The sequence below is a fragment of the Capnocytophaga haemolytica genome, assembly GCF_001553545.1.
Lineage (GTDB): Bacteria > Bacteroidota > Bacteroidia > Flavobacteriales > Flavobacteriaceae > Capnocytophaga > Capnocytophaga haemolytica.
Genome location: NZ_CP014227.1, coordinates 2,661,203 through 2,678,433, shown reverse-complemented (window position 1 = coordinate 2,678,433; position 17,231 = coordinate 2,661,203). Strand labels below are relative to the sequence as shown.

Below are 17,231 nucleotides of genomic sequence, written 5' to 3'. Positions count from 1 at the left end.
TTTATTTTTGTTGTTGTAACTGATGAATAAGTGCTCTCAAGTTCTTAAACGTACTTTTACCTGAGAGGTTGTAATAATCTTTCTCTATGTGATAGAGTGCGATGCCACCTCTATTGGATGCTGTCCAATATAGGATATCATCAAGACGTGAGTAACGACCATTTTTCCCATCAGGACTAAAGCGTTTACTATCAGAGAAGCCATCGGCAAGCGTTTCCTCAGTAAAATCAGTTGAAGGCAAATAACGATTGTTAGGGAAGTTGGCTGCCTGCTCAGTAAAGCTTTTCAGTAGCTCATTGTTTTTCTTGTGATAAACAATCCAATTGGCACTACTCAGAGGCTTAGCAACAGCTGCATCAGTGGAACTATAAGGGTTTTCAACTATCAGCAGGAGATTGCCTTTAGCTGCTATCACAGAAGTGAGCAGCTTGCTAAATGTTTCCGAAGAGAAGGGGATATCTACTTCATCGGTAAACTCAATGCTAATACCATCAAAGCTATTATCCTTTGCGATTTGCAGCACTTCGTTAGTGTGCTTTTGCAATGTTTCGATAGTAGCACTTGCCAGAGAGGCAATCACATCTTCTTCTACCTTCTTGAGGGCTTCTTTCTTTTGCTCATCAATGAGATTGGGGTTAGCATCTAATTCCTTTTGTTTAAGCTCCTTAGCTGCAGTTACCTTTGTCTCTTTTTCTACTTCGTAAGCTTTGAGTTGTGCCTCAAAGTTAAGCCCTACAAACACCTTAGTCGCTTTTTTCTGTTGAGCCTCTGTAAGGTCTTTTTTCTGAGTCTCACTGAGGTCGTTGTAATTATCTTTAATAACCACTACATCAAGGCTGTCGGGGGTTTTCATCAGGAAGCTACCTCCCTCATTGGTCCAATTGTAGAGCATCCCCATAGTGATGTTGCGTTTATCTAAATTTGCTTTATACTGCTTTAGTGCCTCCGTATGAATAGTACGTTGAGGTGCCTCAATCTCAATAGGCTCTCTGTCGGTACAAGCCATTGCGAGCAAAGCAGTGGTTAGTATTATCAATCGTTTCATATAATTATGTGTGTTAAGTTGTTATTTTTTCACCCACCAAAGGTCAGTCGCTCCATTATCAGCTCCTCCAAGGTAGGTACGAGCTGTAGCCACATTGGCTGAGTTATTAGCATTCTCTTTCACGGTAAAAGGCAAGCGGCGCATACCTCCTCGGTCTTTCCCATTTACTTGCGAAATATTGCTAATAATGCCGCCACTATTGTTTTCTTTTACAGGCATTAGGTTAGGGTAGCCTGTACGGCGCCATTCAGCCCAAGCCTCGTGAGCATTGTATGGATATATCGCAATCCACTTTTGAGTGATAATCTTCGAGAGCTTTACCTCAGTGCTGGCACTATTATCCCAAGCGACGGTAATAGGTGAAGAGAATTGGGTGTTGTATCTTGCTTCTTTAGCATCGGTGAAGTTGCCACGTGTATTGGTATTGCTCAAATAAGAACCTATAGCAGCACCGTGTTGTGCAAACGATAGCTCAATACCTTTCTTGTAGAGATTCTCCGCAGTATCACCTACAAAAGTCCAGCCCTTGAGTGCTAATTCAGCTTTTAAGAAAGCTACTTCAGAAGCTGTAATCCATACCATTGGTGAATCCTTTTTAAGCAAAGGAGCCGAATAGTTTGTCGCTACAGGCTTAAACGATGCTAAGCCACAGAACATACCGAAGTACTTCTGAGGATAGCCCTCTACTTCAGTGAAGTACTTTTCACGACGAGGGTCAGAAAAAGCATTCATATACTCAACAATGTCAGCACCTGCTCGTGAGTCGCTCCAAGATACAGCTACCTTAAAAGCAGCATTATCATCGGTGGTGAGCATAGCATTATCGGCATTATCTGTAATCACGCCATTGGTTAGGGCAAACTCGGCAAAAGCTCTTGCATTGGTAGGATCTACATCACTCATACGCACTGCCATACGCAATAGTAGTGAGTTAGCGTATTTTACCCACTTGGTCATATCACCTTTGTATACTAAGTCAAAATCAGCATACTGGCGGTCGGCAGCATCAATGGCCTTAAGTGCAGTGATAGCCTCCTGTAGGTCTTTACCCATAGCGAGGTATAAGTCCGATTGGCTATCATAAGGCACATAGCTCTTCCCTGACTCTACTTGTGTGTAAGGCAGGGGGCCATAGCTATCAGTAAGCCAGTGGGTAATAGCAATCCTTAGGATAGAGCCCAAGGCAAAGAAAGGCTTCGTTTTGTCGCCTTTGGCATATCCTTTTAGGGCAAAGTACGCCTTTGATACCTTAGGGTTAGTATCGTCATAAAGGTAGCTCGTCCAGCCTGTTTTAGGGTTATAAACAGGGTAGTCAGCTTGGAATTTAGGTTGTGAAGCATATCCTGCATAAGGTGTTGCAGCAAGGTCAAAACACATCTGGTAAGAGTTTTCTTGTTGAGGCACTACCAATTTTTGTAACTCAATAAGTTCATTACCTCCTGTAGGTATGCGCTCAAGTTCTTTATCGCCTACCCCATAAGGGTTTCGGTTAAACCTGTCAAAATCTTTTGTACAGCCTACTATAGAAAGTAAAGCAAGTACGGGTATGATATATTTTCTCATTATAATCATTATTAATTAAAAGTTAGCTTTAAGGCTGAGTCCGTAGCTTCTCAGGCTTGGCATCATAAAGTAATCAAGCCCTTGCGAATAGTTGCTTGTTGAGGAAATAGCCTCAGGGTCAAATGGTGCCTTGCAGTAAAGCATTGCCAAGTTACGCCCTACAATGGAGAGGGTCAAATCCATAGTGTTGTTAATCAACTTACGTGGCAATTTATATGATATATAAGCCTCTTGCAAACGGAAGTTGGTGGCTGAATAGGTGTAGTACTGAGCGATACGATTTTTACCACGCTCTTCAAAGTAGCTCTTCGCATTGGCTTTAAATCCGTTGAGGTCTACCCCGCCTGCATCACGAGCGTCAGCTGAGTTCTTTGATACACCATAGTGGTCTAAGGCAGCTTCAGTCATTGAAACAGCGATACCTCCTACACGCCCTGCAAACATTACCCCAAAGCCGACATTACCAAAGCTAAAGTCGTTACGCCAACCCAAATTGTATTTAGGCAATACACTGCCTAACTTCTTGTACTGGTCAAAGTCTTTGTAGTTTTCAACATTTACATTCCCGTTGGCATCTGTGAGGATGTTACCATCTGCATCGCGGCGGAAGTCGTTCGTAGCATAGACATCGCCTAATGTGCCTCCTGTTCTAAGGATGTATTTAGCACCTCCAAGACCTCCTTTTTCAAGGTACGAACGCCCTTCGCTCTTGCCTGTTACTGGGTTCACATAGTCTTCCACAAGCGACATAATCTTGTTCTCGTTGTAACTCATTGTAAAATATGAGTTCCAATTGAACTTCTCCTTAATCTTCAAATCGTAGCCCAAGCCTACTTCAATCCCACGGTTGCGGACATCACCTGTTTGAAGGTAGATGCCATCATAGCCTGTTGAAGGTGATATTTCAGCCTTGATAGTCTGATTGTAAGTATTTGTCTGATAGAATGTAGCATCAAAGGTTAGTTTACCTTTGAGCCACTTAGTAGCGATCCCCACCTCATACGAGTCAGTTCGTTCAGGATACAAGGAGCCTATAGGGAAATAGGAAACAGACTTCCACGTTTTTGAATCTTGATCAAAGGTATAAGAAGGTGTTGTAAGTTCACGATCAAAAGGAGAACCTACAGAACTGAATGCCAAACGCACCTTCGCAAATGACAACTTAGGATAGAGCTTCGTCTTAGCCTCATCGGAAAGCAAATCAGTAAGAACTGATGAAAGCCCTACTGAAGGGTAGAAGAATGATGACTGTGGTGAGTTAGCCAATTGTGATGCCCAGTCGTTACGACCTGTTAAAGTGAGATATACCCAACGATTGTACCCCAACTCAACACTACCAAAGATAGACTGCGTTTGGTCTGTATAGCCTGACTGCGACAGTTTGGTTTTAGCAGCCGCTTGGTCGATATTCTGGATGTTGAACACATTAGGGATCCCATTTCCTCGTAAAGGACCGCGGTTGTCCAACTCATCACGACGTGTATCCTGCAAAGAAGCCCCTACATTGACCATCAAAGAGAACTTGCCAAAGTTCTTGGTAAGATTGGTAAGCACATCCATATACGTTTGCTTTTCATACCCACGCGCAATGCCAAAGAACCCTGTTTTGCTTACGTCAGTGCCTGCTGCAAGTGTTGAAGCATATAGTTTATTAGTGTTGGTAAAGTGGGTGTTATCGGTGCGAATACGTCCTGAGATATCCCATTTTTCAGTAGGGCTCCACTGTTTCAGGTCGAGCGATACCCCTAAAGAAAGCAAGTAGCGGTTACGCTTTGCCTCACGCAAATTGCGATAGGCTTCCCAATAAGGGTTTTGCAGCGTATAGTCGCCTGCGAAAGTACCCCCGAAAGTGCCGTCTGAGCCTGCCTTAAGGTCGCCCCATACTTGTTCATAGATGTGCGTGGTAGGGTTGTATTGCTCAAAAGCCTTTGCCCTATCCAAGCCATAGCCACGAGGCATTAGGTAGGCACTTACTAATGGGTTCATATACTCCCCTTGGTTAATCATATTGAGATTGTTCTGGAGGATATACCCCGCAGAGGCATCAATACGCAGCTTATCATTGAGCAGGTGCGTAGTGTTGCGCACTGTAAAATTGTAGCGATTGTAAGTGTTGTTAGGGATGATACCCTGAGCATTTGTTGAGGCTGCTGAGAAATAGGTCTGGTTCTTTTCTGTACCGCCTGAGAGTGAGACAGAGTTGGTAAATGTAGTTGATGGACGGAAAAAGTCCTTTACATTATAACGCGCCGCCCCTTCAGGAAGTGCTGCCCCCCAAGAGGTAACAGCCCCATCGTTGCCATACTTGTTCTGGAAGTCAGGCAACATCAGCGGACTGGCTACTTCGGAGGTGGACGAGAACTGAATGTTCATCTTCCCTTCTTTCCCTTTTTTAGTGGTAATGAGTATCGCGCCATTAGCTGCTGCCGATCCGTAGAGGGCTGCTGCTGAAGCCCCTGTAAGAACCGTCATACTCTCAATATCATCAGGGTTGATGTCGGCAATACTTTCAGTAGAACCTGCCGATTGAAAGCGCCCTTCGCCTTGCTTAGAGGTCAAGGAGAGCATTGGCACCCCATCTACTACATAAAGGGCATTGTTGCTTTTCTCAATGGACTTTGACCCACGCATCACTACGCGTGAAGCCCCACCAATCCCTGAGGAGCTGCGGTTGATAGTTACCCCTGCCACCTTACCATTGAGAGCATTGATAAAGTTAGCATCCTTTACCTTGGTGAGCTCCTCAGTTTTTACCTGCTGAGCCGCATAAGGCAAGGCTTTTTCTTCACGTTTGATACCTAAAGCCGTAACAACTACTTCACCGAGTTGCTGCGCCTCTTCTTTTAAGGTAACATTCAGCTTTATAGAGCTACCTGAGCCTTGTGCGGTCTTCTCTTGTGTGGTAAATCCCACTGAACTAAAAATCAGCACACTGCCGTTTTTCACGTTAATTTCATAATTACCGTCGAAATCAGTAGCCACCCCTTTTGGAGGGTTTGAGTTTTTTAGAACTACAGAAACACCTGGTAAAGGCATTCCCTTTTGGTCTGTAACGACACCTTTTACTGTCTTTTCTTGTGCAAAGAGCACCGAGCTTATCATCGCAAACAAGAATAACAGAATTCTCATTTTATTATTCATAATATTAATGTTAAATTGACGCTGCAAAATTAACATTTTTCTAACATCTATACAATTATTTTTAACATTTTTTAAAAATAAGTAAAACATTCTATTTTAATTTAAAACGAAAGAATGTAAATATATACAAAAGTAAAATTGGAGCTGTTTCGTATGGTAAATACAACGAATTCAGTGGCGACGTAACACTGTTAAGGATATTTCATTTCGTTTTTAGCTCTCCCAGATTAGAATGTAATAGAAGTAGTGAAATGTTAAAAAAATGACAATAAAATTCTCTCTGAACGGATCGTTATCGGAGGGATAACGGAAGCGCTATTGTCCTTATAGCATAATTTTAAGTTTTATAATGGCTATTTAATTAGAAATTCGTACTTTTGCCATAAAATAGAATGCTGTATGTTTGAAGGTGTATTACAAAAAATGTGGGCTGAACTTGCCTCTCCCGTACGCTATTACCTGCCTTTGCAAGGCGACTTCCTGCTGATGAATGCCCTATTAGGTAAAAAGCTAACACTGCGCTTTGAGCGTTTTCAATGCCTGAACTGTGGGCAGGACAAGCCTATATTTAGTCAGGGGTTCTGTAAAGATTGCTTCTTCACTGTGCCACAGACGGCCGAGTGGGTAGTACGCCCTGAGCTGAGCAAAGCTCATTTAGGCATTGCCGAGCGCGATTTGGAGTTTGAACGCACAGCACAACTGCAACCGCACTATGTGTATCTGGCAAATTCAAGCGATGTAAAAGTAGGTGTCACTCGTGCCTCGCAGGTGCCTACCCGCTGGATCGACCAAGGGGCGCACGAAGCACTTATCGTGGGTGAGTTCCCCAACCGCTATTTGGCAGGGATTACTGAGGTAGCCTTAAAGCACCACGTCTCGGACAAAACCGCTTGGCGCAAGATGCTCACTAACGATATTTCCCCTGCCGATCTGCAAGCCGTAAAACAGCAACTGCGTCCTTTTATCCCTGAAGAGGTACAAGAGTACTTTGTAGAAGATACTGAGCCTGTTCATATTCAGTTCCCCGTGCTGAAGTATCCTGCAAAAGTGCAGAGCCTGAACCTTCTGAAAACACCCGTATATCAAGGTACACTTATGGGTATCAAGGGGCAATACCTCATCTTCGAAGATAACACTGTCTTCAATGTACGTAGTAATGAAGGCTTGGTAGTTCAGATAAGTATTTAGTGAAATATAAAAATAAAAAAGGGCAGCCCAATTGGGCTGCCCTTTTTGTATTCAGTTGTTTATTGCAGCTCTAACACCATTGCCGTCTTAGGGGCGATGGTGAGGGTCTTGCCCAAGGGGTGTGTTTCCCCTGTGATAATGTCCTTCCCTTGGGTGTATTTTGAAAGGCTTTCGGCAAAGCGGTTTAGGTGGAGCGTTTGGCTCTTTTCGCTGTTGTTGAGCACTACCATTACGGTCTCGGTATCGTTGTAACGGAAATAGACATACACTTCATTTTCAGGCAAGTATTGTTTGGTCTTCCCGTAGTGAATTACGGCTTTGTCCTTACGCCAATTGAAGAGTTTAGCCGTAAAATCGTAATACTCTTTCTGAGTAGCCGTACGCCCCGAAGCACTAAAAGCGTTCTGCGCATCGCCTGCCCAGCCACCAGGGAAATCCCGACGTATATCGCCATCGCCCTTACTCTTGTCGCCTGTCATTGCTATCTCGCTACCGTAGTACAGTTGTGGAATGCCTCGTGCCGTTGCTAGCAATGTGATAATCATCTTATAATCCTCTATCTTAGGATATACGTGATTGATACGTGCCGTATCGTGATTTTCTGCAAAGATGAGCAGATTGTTGATGTCTTTATACAGAAAGTCGTTCGCAAAGTTGTCGTAGAGTTGCATCATACCTTTGTTCCACGAAGGTGTAGTACGGAAAGCCTCGCCTATTGCATCGAAGAGCGGGAAGTCCATTACCGTAGGCAGGTGGGTGTTATAGCTTTGTATCGCACTGATAGGGCTATCCTTTTGCCAATACGACACTTGTGCGCTCTGAGTAAGCCATACTTCGCCCATAATGTTCAAATAAGGATATTCATCAGTAATGGCTTTCGTCCATTGGGCAATGCCTGCTTTGTCGTTATACGGATAAGTATCCACACGCAAACCGTCGAGGTCGGCGTATTCTATCCACCAAATCGCGTTCTGGGTGAGGTAGTTTAGTACCAATGGGTTGCTTTGGTTGAGGTCGGGCAAAGAACGCGCAAACCAACCTTTTTCACAGTACTTTTTGTCCCAGTCCGAGGCATTGCTGTCCATCTGTGTAGTTATCCTAAAAGAGCTCTGTCCATAACCAGGAAATTGGTGTAACCAGTCGTAGCAAGGCAAGTCTTTCACGAGCCAATGCTGACTGCCCCAGTGGTTAGTTACATAATCTTTGATGAGCTTCATACCGCGCTTGTGCAAAGCCTCTGAGAGCTGTCGGTACTCTTCATTCGTACCATAGCGGGGGTCTATTTTGTACACATCGGTTTGGGCATAAGTGTGATAAGAGTGTTGTGGTTCGTTGTCCTCACATAAGGGCGTACTCCATATAGCCGTAGCTCCTAAGGATTGTATATAATCCAAATGGTCGATAATCCCCTGAATGTCCCCCCCGTGACGACCGAAAGAATCTGAGCGGTTGAGCTTATCAGTAAGTGCAGGGTGCGAATCATTGTCTGGTTTACCGTTGGCAAAGCGGTCGGGCATAATAAGGTAAACCACATCGCTACTGTCGAAACTCTTGCGGTAAGCCGAGCCCTCACGGCGCGCCTTGAGTTCGTAGGCGATTGTCTGCACTTTCTTCTTGCCTTTAAGCAGTGTAAGGGTATACTTGCCCGCAGCTTTGCCTTCGGTGGCGAGCGTTACGAAGAGGTAGTTAGGGTTCTCGGTTTTCTTAACTTCCGTGATGGGCAAATCGCTCGTCACATTGTATTGTGCGATGTGCTTGCCGTAGAGGAGTACTTGCAGCTTTGAGTGCTGCATTCCGCTCCACCAAAAAGGTGGCTCTACACGTTGTACTTGGGCATTCATCATATTGTAAACAAAATAAATAAGTGTTAATAGGACAGTGCTTGTTTTCATATTAAAATCTTTTATATATCAGTGTGCAAAGGTATGATAAATTCTTTAAACTCTTACTAATAGCTCTCTTTAATTTATCAGTTGAGAAATATCCTCATCTTTAAAAATAGTTGTTTTTTTACTTAAACTGTTTGGTTAAGTGAAAGATAAGTTGTAATTTTGCTGCCGATTTTAATAGTTAATAAACGATGAAAACCATTACTTACTATCTCCTACTGCTGTGTCTTTGTTGCTTTACAGCACAGGCACAAGTGAAAATTGAAGGACTGCCGCTACAATGGCACGAGCGACCTAATAGCTTTGAGGGTATACGTACCCTTGCTGGCTATGATGCGCAGGGTACTTTTACAGGGACGCTGGCGATGAGCAAGGAGGCTGTGTCAGGTAGCCTTACCCTTGACGGCACTACCTATGCCATTAGAAGCATCAATGGTAGGCTGACAATGGAAAAGATGAGCACAGAAGGCAGTTGTGGCACTATTGACAAACACGAGCACAAAGCCCGCCGCTCCAAACGCAGCCTCACTGCACGCACTGCGGGGGCACCAACTATTGCCAATACAAAAGTGTTGCGGGTGTATCGCTTGGCTATTGGGGTTGATTACAACTTCTTCCATATATGGCATTGATGGTGATATGGATAAATTAAAGGCTTTTCTTGCAGAGACAGAAACTTTTCTCAATGAGATATACGAACGTGACTTAGGGGTACACTTTGAGGTTGTCAAAAATGAACAACTTATCATCACAGAAGAAGCTAAGACCCCCTTTGATAGACACAATGTCAACTACATAATGAACAATGGTACAGAGGCTTTTAACAAACTTATAGGAGTAGACAATTACGATATAGGGGTATGGCTTTCCCTCTCAGAAGCAGGTGAAAATGTTCTGGGACAAGCCCTTATTGGATATGTCTACAAAGAGCCCAAAGGAAGTGCTGTAGTACTAAGAAAGAACACGACAGTCATAGCACACGAGATAGGACACTTATTTGGAGGTATTCATACGCACAGCATTATTGTGGGGGGGCTATGCAGATCCAACCAGCGATAATACAGAAGCAGGTAGAGGACAATCAGTAATGAGTGCAGGTGCTCCACGTGATTTCTTTTCGCTTTCAAGCATTGAGCGCATACGCAAGGAATTAGCTGTAACACCTTACTACAAAGACAAAGACCGCAAGGAATTAGTGCCAGGTAATAGTAATAAAGCTGTTTAAACTTTTTCTTATAATAAAATAAAAGTTCCCGAAAATTAGTAATTTTGTGTTTGCAAAAAAAAGAACACCAAAATTCAGGAACTTTGGGCAAAGATACAATAAATAATTGGATTATTCCCTTTTTAAGTGTAGGAAAAAGAGGATTTAAAAGTAGTTTTGATTTAGCTTCAATATTTTTATTGATTCTCAAAAGGTTAAAAACAGGGGTACAATGGAGAGAACTTCCAATTGAAAGCTATTTTGAAAAAGGAGAAATTTCTTGGCAAAATGTCTATTACTACTTCAATAAATGGAGTAAAGACGGTAGTTTCCAGCGAGTATGGTTAAATCTATTAAGCAAGAAGAAAAGAAAATTAGATATGTCTTGCGTTCAATTGGATGGTAGTCATACACGTTGTCGCCAAAAAGGAGAATCTACAGGTTATCAAGCAAGAAAAAAAAGCCGTAACCACAAATAGTATTTTTTTGTGTGATAATAAAGGGCAAATGATAGCAATGGGAAGTCCTAAAGCTGGAAATCACGATGACTTATATGAAATAGAAGAAGTACTAAAAGAAATCTTAGCTTTATTAGAAGAAGCAGGAATAGAACACAAAGGACTGTTTCTCAATGCTGATGCAGGATTTGATAGTAAGTCTCTTAGAGATTTTTTAGAAAGCAAAGAAATTATAGCAAATATTAAACCTAATCCCCGAAATGGAGAGCAACCAGATGTTTATTTTGATGAAGAATTGTACAAAAATAGGTTTAAAATTGAACAAGCAAATGGTCGGCTTGACGGATATAAAGGTTTGATAATGAGATATGAATATCTTGATGTAACTTGGATTGGAATGCTCCTATTAGGGTTTATCTCCAAGTTCCTCAAAAAAGTTTAAACACGTTTGAAGAAAAAACTGAATGCTAATAGATGCATCGCCACCCAATTGACATCTAACTTTTCATATCTGACCAATAAAGCTTTTTGCCCATCTATCCAAGCATTAGCCCTTTCTATTGTAAATCTTCTTTCGTATAACTTTTCATCAAAATAATTATCTCTTTCACCTCCATTTCTTGGGTTTCCCTTGATATTAGCAACAATATCTTTACTCTCTAAATAATCTCTAACTGACTGACTATCAAAACCTGCATCTGCACTTATAAATAGTCCCTCTGTATTTATATCAGCCTGTTCTAAGAACTCAAAAATAGCCTTTAGATTCTTCTCTATTTCGTACAGGTCATTATGATTTCCTGCCATTGGAGGACTCATTGCTAACATTTGTCCCTGATTATCACAAAGGAAAATAGCATTTGTCGTATTAGCTGCTTTTCTACCTTGAAACCCTCTACTTTCTCCTCCTTTTGTCTTACTATGGCTACCATCTATTTGAGCACAAGAAAGATCTAACTTACTCTTGTTTTTCTCTAAAATATTAAGCCATACCCTCTGAAATGAGCCGTCTTTGCTCCACTTGTTAAAGTAGTAATAGATGGTGTTCCAAGAGATTTCTCCCTCTTCAAATTGCTCTTTTATAGGAATTTCTCTCCACTGACATCCTGTTTTTAATCTCTTAAAAATCAGTGTAATAATTTTCATAAGACAGAATTTTGAAGAAAATCCTCGTTTTCCTACACTCAAAAAAGGTAGAATCCAATTAATTATTGTATCTTTGCACATAGTTCCAGTTTTTTTTAGATTTTTAGTTTGACAATACAAAAGTACTAAAAATTCTGGAACTTCTTTATTTTTGAAAAGTTTAAACAGGTTTTTCCTTAGAAAGATAAAAGTTTAAACAGTTTCACATTAAAAAATCGTATCTTTGTAGCCCTAAACTATTAATCACTACCCCCTAATCCTTTAACCCTTAATCCCTAAACAAAAAATGGCAGAAATAAGCAACAACAGTATCATTCAGGGTATCTCAGGAAAATTCGGCGATGAATTTGTCTTTAAACAACGCAATGGCAAGACTTTTATCTCTCGCAAGCCTCGTATGCCCAAAAAACGTACCAAAGACCAAAAAAAGCAGCTATCGAAGTTTGCCCAAGCCGCTGCTTATTCCAAAAAAGCACGGCAAAACCCCGCTATACAAGTCCTATATGCCGAAATAGGCAAAGAAAAAGGACTCACAGCGCATAATGTTGCTATCAAGGACTTCCTAACCCCGCCTACGCTCACGCATATTGACCTCTCGCAGTACACAGGTGCCCCTAACCAAATTATTATCATCAAAGCCCTGAGCTTTGTGAAGATCACCCAAATAACCGTCGAAATCCACGACTCCCAAGGCAACCTCATCGAAGAAGGCAACGCTGTCGAGGCTACCCATTGGCAATACACCACCACCCATACCAACCCAACCCTTACGGGTAGCACCATCACTGTCCGCGCCTACGACTTACCCCACCATCACACCGAAGAGACCATAATATGGGAGAAACAAGGGCATAAGGTCGGTGCGCTATCCCTCAAAGCTGAATCTGATTTTTTAGAAAAATGGGAACTACAATATTTAGTTCCAAAATTACAGCTTATTGTCAATAATATAAAGAATGACAAATCTATAAAAATTTCATATTCTCGAATAGAAAATGTTAAAAAAGAGAAGAGTAAGGATTGGTATATTAGCACAGTAACCCCTTCCCCTTGGAAAGTTAATTCCGAAGAATGGATTGATGAAGTTGTTTTGTCGATAGAAATAGAAATTTCGGAGCGAAATTTAATGATTAACTCGGATATCAGTTATGGAACAGGTGAGATAATAAAAAAAGATAGGTTTATTATTGATAATAACACTGACAATAAAGATTTAGACCGTTGGTTAGAAGAAAGTGCCAGCCAAGTCATAAGTTTAATAAAAACTATAAATAGGAATTCTGATTAATTCAGCTTTTAGGCAATAGCTTTTAGCTTTTAGGGCTAACGCACTGAGCTTTCATAAGCAATTAATTAGTTTGAAGATAGTTTTAATGCGTAATTTGGAGTAAACAAAAAAACAGCAGGTGATAGGGCAACACCCTACCTACTTGCTGGTCTAAAAGCTAAAAGCTAAAAGTTTCTTATGATTCGCTGGCTTCTTCTCCTTAGCTTCAACCGCCTTCAGATATGCCGCTACTGCCTGCTGCCCGAATACTCTTACATCCGCCTCTAAAGGGCGGTCTAAGAACTCGATAAAGCGGGCAATAGGGGCATACTGATCGGCTAAGAGCCTGCCGATACACTCCGCCAAGTAGCTTGTATCAGCCCCTGCCTGCACTGCCATAGTGATGTAGTCTGCTGCCAAATCGCGCGTAGGGCGTTTCTCAAAGAGCAACCCGACTGCTATATAGAGCCAACCTCCGTGATACACAGGCAACCGCTCACGCACCAGCACTTCCAACGGCTGCTGCATACGTGTCAGCCAATCCACTTCATTGCCTTTGGCATACGAGGCAATATACCGCGCCAACTGCCCCTCACCGTAGTGCGGACAAAAACTCAGCTGATAGGCTACATCCGCATCATACCCCACCTCATTGAGGCTCACCGCGTAGTACAACACAGGATAGCCCGTAGGTCGCTGCTTATCATCGATGTAGTTGTTATTCCAATTGTCCTCAACACTCAGGTAATGGAAGGTTACCGTAGACTGCTTGCGCATCTTCACCTCAAAGCCCAAGCTAAAAGGTTTTACCACCGTTGGTATCTCCGCCGCACTCGTGCCCTCAAACTCCGTAAACACCCGCTGAGGCTCTTTATTCCTACACACCGCCGCCCATAGTGGTAGATACTCCTCAGTGGGGGTTACCGCCTCACTTACACCGAGATAGTACCGCAACGCCGCTGCATACCCCCGCGTAACCGTTCCACTTTCTCTTTTACCTCCTTGCTTACCTCCCTAAACAGCAATCGATTGCAGGCAACGATAAGGTCGCTTATATTAGGGTGTATCCCTGCCGCCTCGTACGCCAATAGCTTATCCGCCAACGCCTCAGCCGATACCCAAAACGGCTTGTACGTAGGCGTTGATAGCAGTGGCAACGCGCACTTATCTTGCAGTCTATTGAGCATCAAACGCCCCTTCTCCCATAGTGGCAACAGCGTTATCTCGTACGACTTAGAGGTAGGCGAGAGCTTATAGCTCTCCTCCGTCCACGCCTTGCAAAAGCACCTGAGGAAGTGCAGCACGCTCATTGAGAAGAACTTGTCTAACTGCTGTAAATAAGGCTTCAACTGCTTTGCGTAATCCGCGGGCAGCTCCCCCTGCAGCCGTAACAACCCCTCCAAAAACACCTCCACCGTCTCAGGACTCTTCTCACGCAAACAATCGCCAATGAGGAACAATAAATTGTTCCAGGTCTGAGGTGTGGGGTCTGAGGTTTGAGGTGCAGCGACCTCCTTACCCCATAAAGGTTGCGCACCATTTCCTACGGATTGCTCTTTATTAGAAAAGGAGTTCTGCTCATTGGATATGCCGTTCGGGTGTGCTGTACGCTTTTCACTTTTCACTGTGCTCTTTTCACTAAATACTGCTTTTGCTTTCGACTTTAAGTATAACTCGTACGGCTGTACGATTTCCGAAAGCCCTTCATCTCCATAAAACTCCACTAACAACTCCGCTACTGCCACTTGTAACTTTTCATCGGGCTGGATTAGCAATACTGCCAACTCCTTAGCCGTAAGATGAGGTTTGAGGTCTGAGGTCTGGGGTTTGAGGAGCTTTACCCCAAGCAGCTGTGCCTTTGCCACTTTCTCCAAGGTAAAATGCAGCGGAAAATTGCTCACAAAGCCGTTACGGTCAAAGTCTGCCTCGTCTGCAATCTCGGCGATGTAGGGCATTGCGAAGTTCGTGAGACGCGCATTGCCCAAAGTGAGTAGCGCAAAGAGCGTCTGCTGGCTTGCTAATAGCTCGGCGCGGGTAGGTTGCATCAGCTGTATCCACCACGCAAAGAACCCTAAGCTATCGCGCTTCCAAGGATTTAACAGACTCTCAAAAAGATGCGGCAACAGCTGCCTATCAAAGGCAAAGCCATTGGCTACAGCCTCTTTAAACTGCGCTTTGAGGTGCTTGGCATTAATGTTGATTTCCGCCCCATACTTATAGAGGTTCTCGAGGATTTTCTCCGCAAACTCCTCATTTGCTATCAAGGGCTTAAGCAGCTCTGGGTGGAGATAGAACCTTCCTTCAGTAACAAAAGCATTCAAAAAAAGCTCCTCATTGTATGCCAAGGCACCCACCTCGTACAGATGCCAGATAAATAGGAAAGAAGCCTGACATCAATGTCTTGCTGCAAGTTCCTTAAGGCAGGCTATCACCACCTCTTGTCCAAATTGCTTGATATAGTCTGCTACAAGAGCGTGCTTATCCCAATCATTAAAAGGCTAGAGGGGGTTGGTATAACACTTATTGTATATTTCTTTTTCCACCCGCTTTAAATCCTCTTTACGGCGACAGCAACACAGCAGCGCGTATAAAAAAGCCTCTTGCCGATCTCCCCAACTGCTTTTCTGTGTGATATAATTCTCAATCGTTTTATCGGTTTGCTTTACCAGCACTTCAATAGCTGCGTACCGCTCTTCATCGGTAAGTGCACCACAGTAGCGCAACACCTCCCCAAAGTCCGAATTGGAGATATGTTCTAATAATTTTGCGTGATTTTGCATATTTTTAGTGTTTATTTATCTATTTTATACTTATTTTTGTCTCAAAATGGCGTTTTTCTCCTCCAAAATGAGGTACACTTGCCTTTCTCTGCGGTACTCTTGCCTTTCTCTGCGGTACTCTTGCCTTTCTCCGTGGTACTCTTGCTTTTCTCCGTGGTACTCTTGTGTTCCTCAAAGGTACTCTTGTGTTCCTCAAAGGTACTCTTCACTTCCTCAAAGGTACTCTTGCCTTCCTCAAAGGTACTCTTGCCTTCCTCAAAGGTACTCTTGCGTTCCTCAACGGTACTCTTGCCTTCCTCAAAGATACTCTTCACTTCCTCAGAGGTACTTTTGTATATTTTGAGGAGAATTTTAATCTATTTTGGTTAATTTTGGGTGCAAATATACAATTTTTTCTCCAAAAATAAGGGGACGGTGCTTATTTCCATCGTCCCCTTGCTTCTTTTCTTGGTAACGGTGCTTATTTTCGAGGAAACGGTGTATTGCTCAGAGGAAACGGTGTATTGCTCAGAGGAAACGGTGTATTGCTCCGAGGGAACGGTGTGTTGCCCCGAGGGAACGGCGTGTTGCTCCGAGGGAACGGTGTGTTGCTCCGAGGGAACGGCGTGTTGTTCAGCGTTACATTTGCCTTCCTCAGCGTTACATTTGGGTTCCTCAGCGTTACATTTGCCTTCCTCAACGTTACTTTTTATTCATTTCACCTTATTTTTAGTATATAAATGAATTACTACCACTTTACTCTCTACTCTCTGCTCTCTACTCTCTAATATCTCTCCTAATATTGTCTTTGTTTTACTCTTCAAATACGCCTCATAAGGGGCTATAACCGCTTGCAGCTCTTCTCTGCTCTCTCCTCTTTGCTCTCTCCTCTCTACTAATAGCTTCGCTGCCTCTTCCTGCAGCTTTGCATCGGGTTGCATCAGCAGTACTGCCAATTGCTCGGCAGTTAAAAGAGGAGCACTTTTCACTGTACACTGTACACTTTTCACTATCTTAAGTCCTGCGAGGAGTGTCTTGGCTTGTTTTTCGGCGGTGAAGAGTAGCGCAAAGTTCTCTGCAAAGGCGCGGCTATCGAACAGTGGGTCGTGGGCTACGGTTTGCAGGGTCTCCATCACAAACTTACAGATACTCGGCACGCCCAAAGGCAGCACGGCAAAGAGCGTGTGTTGATTGCGCAGTATCTGGTCGTTCGTGGGGCTCAACAGGGTGATGAGGCGGCAGTGCCACTCGAGATGGGCTTTCTTCCAATGGCTCAAGAGGCTCCCGTAGAGGTCATCGACGAAGGAAGTAGGGAACTCATAGCCCTTTTCTAAGAGTATTTCTATCACATCCGTCCAATAGACTGTCCCTCGTGTGCGCTGGTAGCCTTCGCGCAGGGTGAACTTAGCCAAATCGAGTACCTTGGTTTCCACACGGGGCAGCGCGAGGAGCACCTTCTCAATCGCTTCGGGGTTTTGGAGGAGATAGTCGGCTTCGCGCACAGTATTAGGGTCGCCCACATACCACTCTATCTCCAAAAGGTTGTGCACAAAGGTCTCTTCGTCAAACGC

General features: G+C 43.4%; 17 protein-coding genes. 7 read left to right on the top strand and 10 right to left on the bottom strand.

Features of this window, described 5'->3' with window-relative positions; all coding sequences use genetic code 11:
- Window position 1: 1 nt before the first annotated feature.
- The 3 genes from AXF12_RS11795 to AXF12_RS11785 are packed head-to-tail and all read right to left on the bottom strand — an operon-like array spanning window position 2 to window position 5,737.
- Window positions 2-1,045 (bottom strand): glycoside hydrolase family 18 protein, encoded by a 1,044-nt coding sequence (locus AXF12_RS11795; protein ID WP_074860910.1) that lies wholly within the window; start codon window positions 1,043-1,045, stop codon window positions 2-4.
- A 21-nt stretch (window positions 1,046-1,066) separates the two neighbouring features.
- Window positions 1,067-2,608: a SusD/RagB family nutrient-binding outer membrane lipoprotein gene (locus AXF12_RS11790; protein ID WP_066431580.1), complete on the bottom strand. Its 1,542-nt coding sequence runs from the start codon at window positions 2,606-2,608 to the stop codon at window positions 1,067-1,069.
- 15 nt (window positions 2,609-2,623) lie between these two features.
- Entirely contained in the window at window positions 2,624-5,737 is a 3,114-nt protein-coding gene (locus AXF12_RS11785) for a SusC/RagA family TonB-linked outer membrane protein (RefSeq protein WP_231909889.1), read from the bottom strand.
- Window positions 5,738-6,148: 411 nt separating this feature from the next.
- Here AXF12_RS11785 and AXF12_RS11780 point away from each other — a divergent pair, with 411 nt between their 5' ends.
- Window positions 6,149-6,937 carry a DUF2797 domain-containing protein gene (locus AXF12_RS11780; RefSeq protein WP_066431574.1) on the top strand — a complete coding sequence of 263 codons (789 nt, stop codon included), beginning with the start codon at window positions 6,149-6,151 and terminating at the stop codon, window positions 6,935-6,937.
- Window positions 6,938-6,996: 59 nt separating this feature from the next.
- Here the strand turns inward: AXF12_RS11780 and AXF12_RS11775 are convergent, their stop codons facing one another.
- Window positions 6,997-8,829 carry a glycoside hydrolase family 13 protein gene (locus tag AXF12_RS11775; RefSeq protein ID WP_066431571.1) on the bottom strand — a complete coding sequence of 611 codons (1,833 nt, stop codon included), beginning with the start codon at window positions 8,827-8,829 and terminating at the stop codon, window positions 6,997-6,999.
- Window positions 8,830-9,017: 188 nt separating this feature from the next.
- On the opposite strand from AXF12_RS11775, the gene AXF12_RS11770 reads away from it, so the two are divergent.
- The 5 genes from AXF12_RS11770 to AXF12_RS12625 are packed head-to-tail and all read left to right on the top strand — an operon-like array spanning window position 9,018 to window position 10,930.
- The gene (locus AXF12_RS11770; protein WP_066431568.1) at window positions 9,018-9,458 is read left to right on the top strand and encodes a hypothetical protein; all 441 of its coding nucleotides are present in this window, start codon (window positions 9,018-9,020) and stop codon (window positions 9,456-9,458) included.
- A gap of 7 nt (window positions 9,459-9,465) precedes the next feature.
- The gene (locus AXF12_RS11765; protein WP_066431559.1) at window positions 9,466-9,885 is read left to right on the top strand and encodes a zinc-dependent metalloprotease family protein; all 420 of its coding nucleotides are present in this window, start codon (window positions 9,466-9,468) and stop codon (window positions 9,883-9,885) included.
- A gap of 28 nt (window positions 9,886-9,913) precedes the next feature.
- Window positions 9,914-10,051, top strand: a complete 138-nt coding sequence (locus tag AXF12_RS12365) for a hypothetical protein (protein WP_159429716.1) — start codon at window positions 9,914-9,916, stop codon at window positions 10,049-10,051.
- Between the two features lie 50 nt (window positions 10,052-10,101).
- Window positions 10,102-10,509, top strand: a complete 408-nt coding sequence (locus tag AXF12_RS12630) for a transposase (RefSeq protein WP_231909890.1) — start codon at window positions 10,102-10,104, stop codon at window positions 10,507-10,509.
- A 28-nt stretch (window positions 10,510-10,537) separates the two neighbouring features.
- Window positions 10,538-10,930, top strand: coding sequence for a transposase (locus tag AXF12_RS12625; protein WP_082753003.1), 393 nt, complete (start codon window positions 10,538-10,540; stop codon window positions 10,928-10,930).
- Here the strand turns inward: AXF12_RS12625 and AXF12_RS11755 are convergent.
- Window positions 10,927-11,634 (bottom strand): IS5 family transposase, encoded by a 708-nt coding sequence (locus AXF12_RS11755; RefSeq protein ID WP_231909891.1) that lies wholly within the window; start codon window positions 11,632-11,634, stop codon window positions 10,927-10,929. The two genes, AXF12_RS12625 and AXF12_RS11755, sit on opposite strands and share 4 nt — an antisense overlap.
- A gap of 286 nt (window positions 11,635-11,920) precedes the next feature.
- Between AXF12_RS11755 and AXF12_RS11750 the strand changes: the two genes are divergently transcribed.
- Window positions 11,921-12,922, top strand: coding sequence for a hypothetical protein (locus AXF12_RS11750; protein ID WP_066431552.1), 1,002 nt, complete (start codon window positions 11,921-11,923; stop codon window positions 12,920-12,922).
- Between the two features lie 150 nt (window positions 12,923-13,072).
- Here the strand turns inward: AXF12_RS11750 and AXF12_RS12640 are convergent, their stop codons facing one another.
- From AXF12_RS12640 to AXF12_RS11725, 5 genes are all read right to left on the bottom strand, one after another.
- Window positions 13,073-13,855: a DUF7825 domain-containing protein gene (locus tag AXF12_RS12640; RefSeq protein WP_143325079.1), complete on the bottom strand. Its 783-nt coding sequence runs from the start codon at window positions 13,853-13,855 to the stop codon at window positions 13,073-13,075.
- Window positions 13,834-15,222, bottom strand: a complete 1,389-nt coding sequence (locus tag AXF12_RS12635; protein WP_143325080.1) for a DUF6493 family protein — start codon at window positions 15,220-15,222, stop codon at window positions 13,834-13,836. Before AXF12_RS12635 ends, AXF12_RS12640 begins: the two co-directional genes overlap by 22 nt.
- A gap of 177 nt (window positions 15,223-15,399) precedes the next feature.
- Entirely contained in the window at window positions 15,400-15,681 is a 282-nt protein-coding gene (locus AXF12_RS11735; protein ID WP_066431547.1) for a hypothetical protein, read from the bottom strand.
- Window positions 15,682-15,722: 41 nt separating this feature from the next.
- Window positions 15,723-15,995 carry a hypothetical protein gene (locus AXF12_RS11730; RefSeq protein ID WP_066431544.1) on the bottom strand — a complete coding sequence of 91 codons (273 nt, stop codon included), beginning with the start codon at window positions 15,993-15,995 and terminating at the stop codon, window positions 15,723-15,725.
- Window positions 15,996-16,373: 378 nt separating this feature from the next.
- A complete protein-coding gene (locus AXF12_RS11725; protein WP_143325081.1) occupies window positions 16,374-17,210 on the bottom strand; it encodes a DUF6493 family protein in 837 nt (278 codons plus the stop codon).
- Between the last annotated feature and the right edge of the window lie 21 nt (window positions 17,211-17,231).